Consider the following 14,624-nt stretch of genomic DNA (forward strand, 5'->3'; position numbering starts at 1 on the left):
TTTGAGGATCGCCAAAGCGATCCGAGTTCTGGCCACACCCTTCGGCCCGCGCATCGCAGTGGTTCGGCGCGCAGCGCCGACGCGTAACCCGGGTGTCTTTTCCTTTGCCTACTTTCGTTTGGACAAGCAAACGAAAGTCGGTCGCGCATCAGCGCGAAACCAGAGGCCTGACCCATTCGTGAGTACAGACAGGCGTCTGTTTCACGCCGTGACTCACCGTCCGCCGTAGCTCGTGAGCTGCGGTTTTCTCGGGGGTGAGCGCGGGGCGCGACGGCGGAATGTCGGCTTACGGCCTGCGGCCTAAGCCGACCTACGCCAATTACGTGCGGTTGCGTGCTCATGCCGTCATACCTTGATCCGCCGGTTCGGCATCGAACAAGGCGTCCAGCGCTTCCACCAGTTCGACCGGCGGTTTATCGATAAACACGCCAGAGCTGGTTTTGCCGTCCATTGCTCGTACGAACAGATACTGCACCCCGCCCAGGTGCCGGGCCGCGTCGTAGGCGTCGCCCAGCGCCTGGCGTAGATGGCGGTGCAGGGCGACGGTGTAGATCAGGTATTGCAGGTCGTAGTGGGCCCGGCCGATGGCGCGTTCGAGGCCGGCCGCGTTGTAGGCGGCCGGCGTGTCGCCGAGGCGGTTGGTCTTGTAGTCGAGCACGTAATAGGCGCCGTCGTTTTCGACCACCAGATCGATGAAGCCCTGCATCAGCCCGTAGAGCGTTTGCTGCGGGGCGCCGCCGAGCGCGGCGGGCAGGTAGCCGGCCTCGCGCAGCAGCTCGACCAGCGCGCCGAGGCGGTTGCCGCGCAGGCGCAGCATGAACTCCATTTCCGCGAGCGTCTGGCGCGGGTTCAGCTCGGCCAACGGGCCGAGCTCCGGCAGCGGGGTATGCACGGTACGCGCGATGAGGGCGGCGGTGTCGTCGATACGCGGGTCGCGTTCTTCCTCGCCGATGAGGCCGTATTGGCGCAGCGTCTTGAGCAGAAAGTCGCGCTGGTCCTCGTCGAGAGGCGCGCCGGGCGCGGGCCAGGTGCCGCGCTGCGTATTGCCTACCCATTCTTCGAGCACGTCGTGCACCGCCGAGCCGAAGCGCACGCCGGACAGCCGTTCGTCCAGTTTGGGCAGGGTGCCTTCGGGGTCTGCTTCGAGCGTCTCGACCGCGGCGCTGGCCAGTTCGTCATCGGCGCCGGCTTCGGGCAGTTCGGCGGGGCGGTTGTCTGCCGGGGCATGGGCCAGCCGAGAGAAGCTGTAGGTAGACCAGCGCGGGCGCGGCGTGGGCAGGTCGCTGCGCGCGTCAGCGAGCGTATCGGCGGCCGCCGGGGCCCGGCGTTCGACGTCCGGGGCGGCGCTTTCCGCGTCCACCGTTTCAAGCGTTATGGGCAGGTCGGCGGCGAGCTGTTCCAGGGCGGCGTCGGCGCTTTGTTCACCGCGGGCGAGCAGGCTGGCCAGGGCGCTGCCGCGGGTTGTGGGCGCGTCACGCCAGCCCGCCACCAGGGCCTGTTCGGCACGGGTCAGGGCTACGTAGAGCAGGCGCAACGCTTCCGAACGGGCTTCCAGCACGGCCTGTTCGCGGTGGGCGTCGTCGTCGCCCACGAGGTCGATCAGCGCATGGCCGTTGTCGTCGTGAAAGATCAGCGGCGGCTTATCCGGCGCGCCGGCCGTGCCCAGCCATAGCGCGAACGGCATGAACACGATCGGGTACTGCAGCCCCTTGGCCGCGTGCACGGTGGTAATGCGTACCAGATCGGCGTCGGATTCCAGCCGTAGCTGGCTGTCGTCGTCCACCGCGCTCGCCGTGCCTTCGACAGCGGCTGCGATGCGTTCGTCCAGCCAGCGCACGACGCTGGCCATGCCGAAGCATTCGGCCTCGGCGTTGGCGAGCAGTTCGCCCAGCTGCAGGTAATTGCTCATGCGCCGTTCGCCGTCGGTGAGCGCCAGCAGGGCCGGCGCACAGTCCACGAACAGCCGCTCCAGCGCGGTGAGTACGCCGCGACTGGCCCAGGCTTCGTGCAGCACATGAAAGCGCTCGATGGCCTGTTGCATCGCGTGGTCGTCGTCGGCCAGCGCGATGAGATCGGCCAGGCGCTTGCCGATGAGCGCAGTGGGCTGGGCGGCGCGTACGGCCATGGCATCGTCCGGCGCGGCCATGGCCCGCAGCACCAGACGCAGGTCGTCGGCTTCTTCGCTGGCGAATACCGAATCGCGGTGTTGGCAGACGGCCATGATGCCCTTGGCGGCGAGCGCGGCCTGGATGGACGTGGCCTCGCCATGGTTGTTGACGAGCACGGCGATATCGCGCGGCGCGATGGCTTGTTCTATTCCGGTGGCGTATTGCCAGCGCGTGCTGCCGTCGAGCAGGCCGGCGACGGCGGCCACGGTGTGGTCGATGAGCAGTGGCCGGTCTTCGCTCTTGGTGCCCTTGCCGCCGTTCAGCTGCCAGACGGTGAGCGCCGAGAGTTCCTGGCCGTTGCCGTCGACGATGCGTTTGTCGTTCGCGGCGCGCCCGGCGTCGACGTGCGGAAAATCGATGTCCTCGACCAGAAACGGCGCACCGTCCGGCACGCAATACAGGGCTTCGATGGCATCGAGCACCTGCTGGGTAGAGCGGAAGTTGGTGGTGAGCGTATAGCGGGCCTCGTCGGCGGCCCGGGCCGCGGCGAGGTAGGCATAGATATCGCCGCCGCGAAAGCCGTAGATGGCCTGCTTGGGGTCGCCGATGAGCAGCAGCGCGCCGCGCTCGCGCGGTGTGTGCAGATAGATACGCGACAGGCTGGCGTACTGGAGTGGGTCGGTATCCTGGAATTCGTCCACCAGCGCATAGGGCCAGCGTGCATGCAGGGCGTCGGCGAGCGTGGCGCCGGTGCCGGGCGTGTGCAGCGCCGCGTGCAGGGCCGCGATGAGGTCGTCAAAGCTGTACTGGCGGCGTTCGATCTTGCGTTGCGCCGCGCGGTCCCGCACGGCACGGGCGGCCGCTTCGATAGCCACCAGCCGGGCCAGCGGCTGCAGCTCGGCCAGAACGGGCAACACGGCGAGTTCGGCCAGCGGTTCGGCAAACGCCTGATGTTTGGCGGCCTTCTTGAACTGCGGCGCGGGCGTAGCCAGTGCTCGCAGCCATTCCGGCAGCGCCGGCACCGAGCCCGCGGCAATAGCGTCCTGAATCCGCTGGTCCAGCGCCGCGAGTTCGGCGTCGATATCGTCGATCGTCGTCAGGCTTTTATAGAGCGCGCCGCTTTTAAGCAGGGCGTCGGCTTCAAGCGCCTCGATCAGCGTTTTCGATAGCGTCTCGGCGCTGCCGGGCCACAGGCGGGCGAGGTCGGCGCCGAGTGTGGCCACGCGGTCGTGGTCGATACCGGCCAGGCGCACATGCGGGCGGGCGAGCAGCGGGGCCAGCGCAGCGTAGAGTGCGTCCGGCGAGGGCCACAGGGCGAGCGTGTCGCCTGCGTTGGCATCGCTGCCGAAGACGTGTTCGCGCCAGTAGTCGGCGGCCGCTTCGCGGTAGATCGACGGGTCGTCGATGGGCTCGCCGCGATCGAAGGCCAGGGCGGATTCGAAGGCGTTTTCGCTGGCCGCGCGCTGGGCAAAGCCGTGGATGGTGACGATGGTGGCCTCGTCCACGCGCGCGGCGGCGTCCGCCAGCCGGCGGGCAAGCGCGGCGGGCGCTTCGTCGCTGTGGTCGAGAATGCGACGGGTGAAGTCGTGTTCGGCGTTGCCGGCAACGGCATGTTCCGGCGCGTGGGCAATACGGGCGGCATCGGCCAGGCGGGCGCGGATGCGTTCGCGCAGCTCCTGGGTTGCCGCACGGGTGAAGGTCATCACCAGGATCTCGCGCACGCTAGCGCGTTCCTCCACGATCAGGCGCAGATAGAGCCCGGCCAGGCTGAAGGTCTTCCCGGTGCCGGCGCTGGCCTCGATCAGGCGCAGGCCGTGTAGCGGCAGGGTGGCGGCATCGAAAGGCTGGCGGGTACTCATGCGGTTGTATTCATGGCCGGTCAACGACGGGGGCGACACGGGGCGCACGGCAACCCAAAGCATTGCCGTGCGACAGGCGCCGAGCGTATCGCGTTGTAGGCTAGCGTCTCGGCTACGGGCTGGCGAGTGCTTACCCGTCGCTGCTCTGTACACGCGCGCGTTCGATGGTATCCCGCGCGGCGCGAATCGTGGTGTCGTTCGGCCGGTCGCGGGTTTCGCTTTCAGCCTGATCGACCCGGCACAGGCGGGCGACGTAGGGAAAGTGGTCCGAGCCGAAATCGTTGCCACGAATCAGCTCGACGGCGTCGAAGCCGGCCTCGTGGAACACATGATCGAGCGGCCAGCGCATCCACCAGGATTGGGCGTCGTAGGTCGGCAAAAAGCCGTAGCCCTGGCGCGGATCGACCAGCCGCCCGATTTCGCGCATGTGGGTGACGGCTCGTTCCCAGGGGGTGGCGTTGAGGTCGCCGGCGACCACGCCGGGGCGGTCGCTGTCGTGCAGCAACAGCCCGGCCTTGAGCAGCACCGCGTCGCGCCCGAGCGCGGACTGCGACGGATGCGGCGGGCGCGGATGAATGCCCAGAAAATCGACGCGTTCGCCTGTGCGCAGTTCAACTTCGGTGACGATCTGCGGGGTGTCCTGTCCGGCCAGATAGCGGATCTCGCTCGAATGCAGGGGCAGGCGCGAATACAGCGCGATGCCGAAATACGAGCCGGTGGTCCGGTGGATGGTGTGCGGCATGCTCTGTTCGAGCGGGGCGAGGGCGTCCAGCCACGAGTCGTTGACTTCGAGCACCACGAATACGTCGGGCTGGTAGCGGCGAACCTGTTCGATCAGGCGCCCGTCCGGGTCGTTGCGCAGGCGCACGTTGGCAACCATCACCGTCAGCCGCCGGTCGGGCGTGCAGGCATTGTCGGTCAGCGCACCGTGCAGCGGCGTATAGGGCAACAGCACCGCCGCGTGGTAGATCAGCGTTGCCAGCATGACGGCGATGAGCGCCATGCTTGCGCGCCGGTAGCAGCGCAAAAAACAGGCCGCGCCTGCGATCAGTACGGCCAGGGCCGCCGCACTTTGCAGGCGCGGAAAGTCGGTGATGCGAATCCACCAGATATCGCTGGGAATCAGCGACAGCAGGTTGGCCAGCGCCAGGGAAAGCCCGGCAGTGGCGATCAACAGAAACGCCAGCATTCGACAGTATTTCACGCCCGCGGCCGCTCTCTTGGTTGCGATGGCGCGGCACGGTAACGCGTCGTGCGGCCCAGGGGAATGCGCAGCATTACCCAATGGCGCCGGGCGCGTGGCTTGGCTCGTGGCCGCCGGCGATTGTGCGTTGGCAATCGGTCAGGTGCTCGGCTCGACCGTGGTCAGGGCCGCGTTCATGGGCCCGCTGATGGTCTCGATGGCCTGGATGAACGGACTCTGTTCGGCGCTTTCGCCCAGCGGTGCATCGTCGTCGCCCAGCAGGCGCAGGAAATACGGGTCGCGCATGAGGTGGTGCGGAAAGTAGGCGTCCGGCTTGAAGCGATAGCTGACGTTGTCGAATGCCTTGTTCTGATCGGGGTCGTATTCGTCGTCCAGGTCGGGGTGATAAGGCAGCGGTCGGCGTTGCCCGGCCCGGTATACCGCGATCAGCTCGGCGAGCGCGGCGGTGGCGGCCTGCGCATCGATATGGCCGGCATAGTGGGCGACCTCCAAGGTCTTTTTCTTCGCCGCGAAGCCGGCCATCTCCAGCGCGACGTCGTGGCCTGCGGCGACCACGGCGAGATAGTCGATCCAGTAACGCAGACGAAAACGCGTCTTGAGTTTGCCGGTTCGCAGGCGTCGCAGCGCTTGCGGCCAGAGCTGCGGCACCCGCCCGGTCACACGTACGCCATCGATGCCCAGATCGATATCCACGGTGGTGGGCGCACCCTCGGTCTTCCAGGCTTGCCAGATAGGCAGCAGCGTATTGACGGCCTGGGCCTGGTCGGCGTAATCGACGTTGGCCAGCGGCGGTGGTGGCAGCGTGCCGCGGGCGCGTTCGAGGGCGGTGGGTTCGAGATCGATGGCATCCAGCGTGCCGGCATCGGCGCTGTCGAAAAGGCGCTGGCGCAGCGCGGCCGCGGCAAGCGGATCGAGCCCGATCGGCTCGGCGTCGTCGAGGCGGTGATCGTCGATATCGAGATCGAGCTTCACCCGTTCGCGAAAGAATGCGCGTGGCGGATGGTCGAAAAAGCGTTTCAGGCTTTCCAGATCGATCGTTTCCAGCGCCTCGGCTGGCGGGGCTTCGCTGCCGTCGAGCAGCGGCGTACGCGTCGCCCGCGGGCTGATCGCGGCACGGGTCGCGTCGCGCCAGTCGCCGGCGAAGGTAAAGACGCGCGTATCCGGCTCGTCGGCGTTGAAATAGCGTGGCGAGAACGGCTGCATGGGCTGTTCATGCACGAGCCGCGCTCTAAAGGCCTTGGCGCTGTAGTCGCGAAAATAGGTGCGATGCACGAACTCCAGCGTCTCGCCCACGATTGGCGAGGGCGGCAGGCTTTCGCCGCTGTGCATGTCCTGGCCGAGATAGCTGATATAGAAGCTGTCGCCTGCGGCAGTGAGCGCCTGCAGGAACAGCAGTCGGTCGTCGTCGCGAATATTACGGTCGCCCAGGCGCGGGGCGTCGAACATCACGTTGAAGGCACGGGCAGTGTCCTGACGCGGGAACGCGTCGTCGTTCATGCCCAGCACGCAGACCATACGAAACGGCACGGCGCGTAGCGGCACCATGCCGCAGAAGGTGATACCGCCGGCCAGAAAGGGCTGGCGTTCGGCCGCGGATTCGAGCGTGGCGCGCAGCATGTCGCGTACCGCGGGCCAGGAAATACGGCGGTCGTCGGCGAGCGCGCGCGCGCGGGTGCAGCTTTCCGCGGTTTCGAAACGCGCGAACACGCCGCGCAGGCTGTCCACGGCGCGTTGTTCGTCGGGCGCGTCGGCGGCCGGCAGGATCAGCGCATCCAGCATCGCGTTGAGCCGGGTCTGCCATTGGGCGGGGGTGGCGGACTGTGCCAATGCATCGGCCGTATCCGCCAGGGTGCGTTCGAAGCGCCAGAGTTTGCCCAGGGCAGCCGTCATGCCGCCTTCCAGGTCGGCCCATGGGGCAACGCCGGCGGTAAGCGTCTCGTCGTCGGATTGGGCGACGCCCAGTAGCAGCCGGTCGAGGCCGAAGCGCCAGCTGTTCTGTTCGAATGCGCCTGCGCCAAGTGCGTCGCGGTGGCGTGCATCGCGGCCCCAGCGAATGCCGGCTGCGCCCACCCAGTCGGTGATCGCATCCAGCTCACCGGCAGACAGGCCGAAGCGACGCATGACCGCCGGCACGGCAAGCAGGTCGAGCAGGGTGCTGGCCTGCCAGCGCGACAGCGGCAGATCGAGCAGGGCAGACACACAGGTCACGATAGGATGCGCGGCCGAACGGGCACGATCGGCCAGCCCGAACGGCAGATAGCGATCGGCGGGGGCGCCGCCAAACACGGCCTGGATGGCCGGCGCGTAGGCGGCAACGTCCGGCAGCATGACGATGATGTCGCGCGGCGCCAGCCGGTCCCCGGGTTCGATTTCGCCCGCGGCCACGCGCTTGTCGTCGGCCGCGAGGCGATCGAGCAGCTGGTCCTGCAGCACCTGGATTTCGCGCAGCGGGCTGTGGCAGGCATGGACCTCGAAGGAGGTGTCGTCGTCGGCGATGCCTTGCATGGCGTGGCTACAGTCAAGACGCACGATATCGGCCTGAACGCGATGCAGGAGGCTGTCGTCGTCGGGCACGTCATAGGCCATCAGATCGCCCAGTTCCGGCTCGATCATGCCCGCGAACTCGTCGGAATAGAGCACGCGCACGGTATCCCGTGCCATCCGGCCCAGGGCCGACAGCAGCGGGTGGCCGGCTTCAACGAGTGCCTCGCCGGGCAGCAGGGCGTCGTCGTCTTCGGCCTGCATGCCGGGCAGCTCCAGCGGCAGGCGCCCGGCGGTGATATCGCCCCAATACGCTTCGCTGGGGTTGGGCAGCAGGAAATACACGTCGATATGTTCGGCCAGCGCGTACAGCAAGCGCAGATGATCCGGCGCGAGTGCCACCAGCCCGAAGCAGTAGAGCGGGTTCGGGCAGTGGTAGATCACGCGCTGCTGAAGAGCGCGGTCGGAGCCCAGCCGCTGGATGAAATCGGTCAGAACGCGTGCCCGGTGCCGGCCGCCGAGCCGATCGTCGCGGGTCAGCCAGCGCCAGACCTGGGCCTGCCAGCGGCCGGGATTGGCGGCCGGCGTGTCGCCCGCTTCCCAACGGGCGAGCATGTCGGCGCGATAGACCAGGTATTGGTCGAATACATCGGCCAGCTGTCGGGCCAGCTGATAGCGGCGTACCTCGTCCACCGGATCGCCCAGATAATCGGCCACCGCCGGAATGTCGGCGGCCATGCTCGGCAGCGCCACATAGAGATGCCAGGGCAGGCGATCGGCTTCGAAATGATCGCCCGCGTCGGCGTCGTCGATCACCGCATGCAGCAGGGCCCAGATGAACTCGCCGGGCAGGCGGCCATCGATATTCGCTGCGATGCCTTCGCTGTGGGCCAGCTGTATGCGCAGCCAGCGGCCGATACCGGCGTTGGGTGCAAGCACTGTGTCGCGTGACAGCGGCGGGGCCGGGCGATGCCGTCGTAGCGCGCCGAACAGTTCGGCCAGCCGTGACAGGTCGTTGTGGTGATAGAGATAGAACATTCCGCCGCAGGCCCTGGCGCGCACAAAGCGCAGAGTCTAGGCGCTCCTGCGCGCGCACCCAACACGGCGGTTGGCTAACCGCGTTGCCCGCGGGTTGAAATAGCGCAGCGCGGGGACCCTCGTGTAGCACGCCCGGTTTGGGCCCTGCGACGGCACGGTAATGAAAAACGACTCGGCATCACCTGCTTCGCCCCCACTTTCTATGGGTTTGTATGGCCTGGCTGACGTGCAGGCTTTTGCGCATGCTGCAATGCACATCGGCGCGTGTATATAGCATTCGATGAAAGTCGAGTGCGCTGCTGCTTTGCTTCGCATTCGGTGTATTAATCGTTAATAAACATACGTTTAGGGGATCGTTAGGCCAATGGGAAAAGATGCCTTTCAAGTTGCGTCCATAAAAATGAAATAGTCGTTCATGAACGGCTTGCACGGTAAAAAAAAATACTATAAACAGACACTCGTGACTTATGACTCACAAGTCACCCAGGGGGAGTATTCAATATCGAGCAAGTTGGCCATGAGCCTGCCGGTCACCGAGACGGCCCGGGCTTGTGCGACCACAGGGTGCAACCGATGAAGACAGGGCGGGCCAGGGGCGCGGACCGGTCGATCGATACCCATGCCAGTGTGCGAGTACTCGAGAACACCAGCCATGCGTTCCCGTAGTAATGAAAAGGGGAGAAATAACAAATGATCCGCGATATCAATAAAGCAATCGAGGCGAAACAGCCGGGCCGTCGGGGACATCTCACCCGCGTGATCGGACTTTCCGCACTGGCCGCGCTGGGCGTGGCGGGTACCGCCAACGCGACAATCAAGACCGATGTCGGTGTGGATTACCGTGCCACGGGCTTCTATGTTGAATCCGAGTCGTTCGGTGTCGATGCAACCGATACGGACACCGACAGCGATAATGGCTTTGCTCAGTACCTGCGTGTGAAGGCGGACTTCAAGCACGAGGAAACCGGCGTATCGGTGCATACCCGAGTCGAATTGGCCGGCGACCGCTGGAGCGGCGACGCGCGCAACTACGACACGACCTCTGGCAATGCCTTCAACGCCGACAATAACGGCGATAACGTGCGCCTCGACCTGGGCTTCGTGCAGATTCCGTTCAAGTTCGGCCTGCTGCGTGTGGGCCGTCAGGAAGCCAACTGGAACAACTGTTTGCTGGTTTGCGACGACCGTCGCGACCGTGCGCTGTTCCTGACCAAGCTGGGTAACGTCAACGCCTTCATCGGCTATGACCGCCGCCAGGACAACACGTCGTTCAACAATGAAGACAACGGCAACCAGATTTTCCCGGGCTTCGTGGCGCCGCTGGGTGAATCCGGCTGGTCGCTCGGCTTCCTTTATGTACATTGGTTGAACAACTACAACGGCGACCTGATCGGGCCGACCGGCGCGCCTCGTAACGCGTACGTTCTGTCCAACACCAACATCTATTCTCCGTACATGCAGGGCAGTCTCGGGCCGCTCGATATCTCCTTCGGTGGTAACTGGCTGGAAGGCGGCAACGTCAATGCGAACCAGACCCCGGAAGGTGGTGACTACTTCAACGACGACGCATATTCCGGCTACTTCCGTGTCGGCGCCGACGTAGGCATGTTCGAGCTCAAGGCGCAGTATGTGGCCACGCGCGACGGCGGCCTGATCTCGACGGGCTTCGATACCTACTCCAGCCTCATCAACTCCAGCCCGGAATCGACGGCTAACCCGACCAGCCTGTACCAGATGGGCCGTTATCTTGGTCGTGAAGGCTTCGATGAGTCGCTCTACATCGCCAGTATCGGCATGAACGTCACCGAGAAGTTCGCCTTGCGCGGCGCGGTGGGCTTCCTCGATATCGAGGTGCCGGATTCGGCCGCGGTCGCGGGCGAAACCAGCGATACCAGCACGGTCTACGATCTGCAGGCCAGCTATCAGCTCAACGAAGCGGTACGCACCTGGGCGACGTTGGGCATGCTCAAGGAGAACGACGTCGGTATTCTGCGCGGCAACAGCCTCGTCGGGGCCACCCCCAATCAGGGCAGTTTCGCCGATGATCGTGTGATCGCCGGCAGCGTGAACCTTGGCGTACAGTTCTAAGGCGCCGTAAGCTGTCAGGGGTCTTCGCCGGGTGGCGAAGGCCCCTTCTTTTTATCTGGAGTTGCTGTGTTGTCGAATCGTTTCAAACGCTTTCAATCGATGGTGCTGGCGGCGACCGCCGTGACGGCAGTGGCGGGTTGTGCCTCCGGGCCGGCCAATCCGGCGGGCGGCAACGGCGATGCGCCGCTGGCGGATTCGGAGGCCGCTTTCGGCTACGAGCAGACCGATTGGGGCAAACCGTTCTGGGATAAATGGCTGGACAGCGCCCGGGAAGAGGGGCGTGCCGAGGCGGTACGCTCGGGGCAGGCGCCGGCAACGGCCGTGGCAACGACGTCGGCGGCAACGTCTGTGGACTCGACCGGCCTCAAGCCCAAACTCGGCCTGTACATCGCCAAGGATGCGCGCGAGTCGATGACATCCTATCGATTGATCTCTGCGCTCGAGCGTAATGCTGCGCGGCATGGTCTGACTCTGATCAAGCCGAACGAACTCGATGAAGCCGTGGGCGGCTCCGATGCCTGCGGCTCGGAAAGCCCGCTCGATTGCCCGCGGCTGCTGGCGATTTTTCCGGGCATTCGCGGCCTGCTGGTCGTCGATCAGCGTGGCAGCGGCGACACGGTCACGCTCGAGTCACGCATGATGGATCCGGATTTCGATATCCGCTACGAGCCCCTATCCACGCGTGTACAGGTTTCAGACGGCACCAACTCGGATGTTGATATCTGGAGCGACCGTATTCTGGATACCGCAGCCGATCGTATCGGCGTAGCCCCCTGGTTCACGCATACCTTCGCGCTCAAGGGCGAGGATATGTACATCAACGCCGGCAGCGCCGCCGGCCTGAAAATTGGCGACGAACTCGCGATTCATAGCGAGGGTTCGCTGGTGCGTTCGCCCAGTGGTCAGGTCATTGCCTGGGAGCCGGGGCCGGAGGTGGGCCGCGTGCGCGTCAAGGAATTCGTCGGCGAAAACATTGCGCTTGCCGAACAGGTATCGGGCGAGATGCCCAAGCCCAAGGATCGACTCACCTACGTTGATTGAGTGTTTCCTGCCTTGAGCAAAACGCCGGCCTCGCGCCGGCGTTTTTGTTTCGGGCCGGCCACGGGCCGGTCGAAGTACGACTGGATTTCGTCAATGCGCAGGCGCCTTGCATAAAAAAGCGCCGGAAGGCTTTCGCTTTCCGGCGCCTTGAATCCTCCGATCCCGTTTCGGGAGGTGGACTAGTTCTCGTTGTTGTTGTGTTCGGTCACTTCTTGGTCGAGCTCTTGTGCCGTGGCGCTTGCGCCGCCGTGTTCGTGCTGCGAAGCAGGCAGTTCGTCGTTGACCTGGCTATCGGCCGCGCTGTTGCGATTCAGCGAGCCGCCGCTGCGATTGAAGTCTCGTACTTCGTTCGCGAGTTCGTCGGCGCGCGGGTGCTCGGTCGGGGTGCCCGCCGGGTGCTGGCTGTGATCCTGGGCTGCGTTGTCGCTGTTCAGCGAGCCGCCGCTACGATTGAAGCCCCGAACTTCATTTGCCAGTTCGTCGGCTCGTTCGTGATCCGCCGGCATAGGCTGGGTCGGATTCCCGTCAGCGTCGATATGGGCGGTCGGCGTGCCCGCCCGGGCCGCACTGTTTTCTTTCAACGAACCGCGGTTCTGATTGAATTTTTTGATGTCCTGCGACAATTCCTGTGCACGCGACGTTTCGTTGTTCATGTCCTGTTGCGCATGGGCAACGCCAAAGCTGCCCGCCGCGCCGGCGAGAGCGAACCCGCAGAGCAGTGCGTAACGTGTTTTTCCCGGTCTGTGCATTTGCTTTCTCCTGGATGGTCGGCGGGTTCTAGGGCCGCCTTTATTATGCTTCACGCTCGTGTACGGCGGTTTTCTGTACTGTGCCGTTAAATTCGAAATAAGCGCGTACTCGATTATACCCATATCGGCCACAAAAAAAGCCGGAAGCAATAGACTTGCTTCCGGCTTTCTTGCTGGCAGATGCCCGCCTTGCGGGCATAGGCCCGGGTTAGAAGCTCAGCGCGTTCAGGTTGCCGCCGGTTTCGTTGTAGCGGGTCAGATCGGCGGCCAGCGCCTCGGTCTGCGGGTAGCTATGCGGCGTGGCATCGGCCGGCATGCTGGTTTCCGGCACCAACCCCTGGCTCGCCTGGGCGTTGTAGTTTTCGATCGCATCGCTCAGCTGCATCGCGGTCTGCGATACCTGTGCCGGCTCGTAGTCCTGCGGCAACTGCTGGCCGACAACCCGGTCCTGAGTGTGCTGACGGTTGAACGCATCCAGATCCGCGGCGAGTTGGTCAGCCATCGGATGCGTTTCGACGCTGGCGGTTTCCTGCGGCTGCGCATTGCGCGCGTTCATGTCTTCGATTGCTTCCGACTGGGCAAAGCCGAGCGAAGAGAATCCGACCAGACCTGCGATCAGGGCCGCGGAAAGGGTGGTTTTAGCGATAGCGGTGTTCATGGTGCGTTCCTCGTTAAAGACATTGTCGCGCTGATGAGCGCGGGGTTAAACCAAAGTCGTATTGCTATTCAGCGATGGGCTAATCGTAGGGTTCGATAGCTGTATATTCAAGGAATGCGGTGCAACATTTTTCCGAAGCGCGATTAACCCCCTAATTAATAGTGGAAAATATTTTCTGGAAAGATGCGTGGTACATGAACATAGTGAGACTAAGGCGGCTTTTGCGCTTTTTCGGGCAGGTAAACCGCCGTGCCGCGCCGTCTCTGGCGACAGTCGCCAGCGTTTTTGTGCCGATGCTCAAACGCCGCAAACACCGCGGTAAGTCGGGGCTTGGTGTAATCCCGCGGCGACGACGCCAGATCGTCATCGTTCTTATGCGCGGTATCCGGAACGGGCCGCGAAGCAGTACGGTATGGCTACAACGGTTCGACCGTTCGTGTTGGCTATGCGTAGCGCCTATAGACGCTACGTCGCTTAGCGGGTCGCGGTACTAGGTCGCGCGGCTGGGGGCCACTGCAATGCCGTTACGAATGAAATCCATGACGGAATCGAGCTCGGCTTCGTTGAGGCCGTCGTTCTCCCATAGGCCGTAGCGCAGCCCGAGGAAATGCGCGGTGCCCATGAGTATCCATACCCACACATCCAGATCGCCATCGCGGATCTCGTATTTCTCGACCGATTTCTCGAGCGCGCTGATATAGCCGCGGGCGAAGTCCATGTAGTAGTCCTTATAGATCTGTTCATCCACGAACAGAGACTCCTGAACTACCCGATACAGGTTGGGGCGTTCGGCGACCAGGCGAATGAAGGCCGCCATGCCTTCCCTCTCGGCATCCAGCCGCGACATGCCGGTCGGTATCGCGTGCGTGAGCAGGCGCCGCAATTCCCGCCCCATATGCCGTACCAGTTCGGCCAGCACATCTTCCTTGTTCTTGAAGTAGATATAGAAGGTCCCCTGGGCAACGCCGGCACTGCGGGTAATATCGCTTATCGAGGCGCGAAAAAAGCCGGTGTTGCCGAAGGCGTCCTCGGCGGCGGTCAGCAACTTTTGTCGCGTTGCTTCGCCACGCGCGGTCGTTGGCTTGAACGATGGCTTTTGCTTAGCAGCCACGACGATAAGGTTGGTGGGTCATAAGCCGTTCATGCTAGCTGCGCCGTAAAACTTTAGTCAACGCCGTCAAGGCTCTGAACAGCCGTCGAGCGCAATAGTAATTGCGATTACGGGCTAACAGGCGCTTGGTCCAGGATGTATAAAGCGAAGCCGGGCAGCAGTTCCGCATAGCGCGGTCGAGATATGCGGCGTCTTGCGGTAGTCTAGCGCCGCACGACAATCGCGCGCCCCGGTAGCTCAGTAGGATAGAGCAGCCGCCTCCTAAGCGGCAGGTCGCAGGTTCGACT

8 protein-coding genes are annotated in these 14,624 nt (G+C 64.2%); 2 read left to right on the forward strand and 6 right to left on the reverse strand.

Going from position 1 to position 14,624, the window contains the following annotated elements:
- Positions 1–337 precede the first annotated feature (337 nt).
- The 3 genes from recB to recC form a co-directional block, all read right to left on the reverse strand.
- Positions 338–3,967: an exodeoxyribonuclease V subunit beta gene (recB, locus tag ABNU97_RS14645; RefSeq protein WP_348767429.1), complete on the reverse strand. Its 3,630-nt coding sequence runs from the start codon at positions 3,965–3,967 to the stop codon at positions 338–340.
- Between the two features lie 130 nt (positions 3,968–4,097).
- Entirely contained in the window at positions 4,098–5,171 is a 1,074-nt protein-coding gene (locus ABNU97_RS14650; protein WP_348767430.1) for an endonuclease/exonuclease/phosphatase family protein, read from the reverse strand.
- 138 nt (positions 5,172–5,309) lie between these two features.
- On the reverse strand, positions 5,310–8,690 hold the full coding sequence (recC, locus tag ABNU97_RS14655; RefSeq protein WP_348767431.1) for an exodeoxyribonuclease V subunit gamma: 3,381 nt from the start codon (positions 8,688–8,690) through the stop codon (positions 5,310–5,312).
- Positions 8,691–9,380: 690 nt separating this feature from the next.
- On the opposite strand from recC, the gene ABNU97_RS14660 reads away from it, so the two are divergent.
- Positions 9,381–10,778, forward strand: a complete 1,398-nt coding sequence (locus ABNU97_RS14660) for a hypothetical protein (protein ID WP_348767432.1) — start codon at positions 9,381–9,383, stop codon at positions 10,776–10,778.
- 66 nt (positions 10,779–10,844) lie between these two features.
- Complete coding sequence (locus ABNU97_RS14665; protein WP_348767433.1) at positions 10,845–11,819, forward strand: hypothetical protein; 975 nt, start codon at positions 10,845–10,847, stop codon at positions 11,817–11,819.
- Between the two features lie 179 nt (positions 11,820–11,998).
- On the opposite strand, the gene ABNU97_RS14670 is transcribed toward ABNU97_RS14665, so the two are convergent.
- From ABNU97_RS14670 to ABNU97_RS14680, 3 genes are all read right to left on the reverse strand, one after another.
- The gene (locus tag ABNU97_RS14670; protein ID WP_348767434.1) at positions 11,999–12,700 is read right to left on the reverse strand and encodes a hypothetical protein; all 702 of its coding nucleotides are present in this window, start codon (positions 12,698–12,700) and stop codon (positions 11,999–12,001) included.
- A gap of 76 nt (positions 12,701–12,776) precedes the next feature.
- Complete coding sequence (locus ABNU97_RS14675; RefSeq protein ID WP_348767435.1) at positions 12,777–13,226, reverse strand: hypothetical protein; 450 nt, start codon at positions 13,224–13,226, stop codon at positions 12,777–12,779.
- Between the two features lie 490 nt (positions 13,227–13,716).
- Entirely contained in the window at positions 13,717–14,271 is a 555-nt protein-coding gene (locus ABNU97_RS14680; RefSeq protein ID WP_348767436.1) for a TetR/AcrR family transcriptional regulator, read from the reverse strand.
- Positions 14,272–14,624: the final 353 nt, after the last annotated feature.

The sequence above is a fragment of the uncultured Salinisphaera sp. genome, assembly GCF_964012375.1.
Lineage (GTDB): Bacteria > Pseudomonadota > Gammaproteobacteria > Nevskiales > Salinisphaeraceae > Salinisphaera.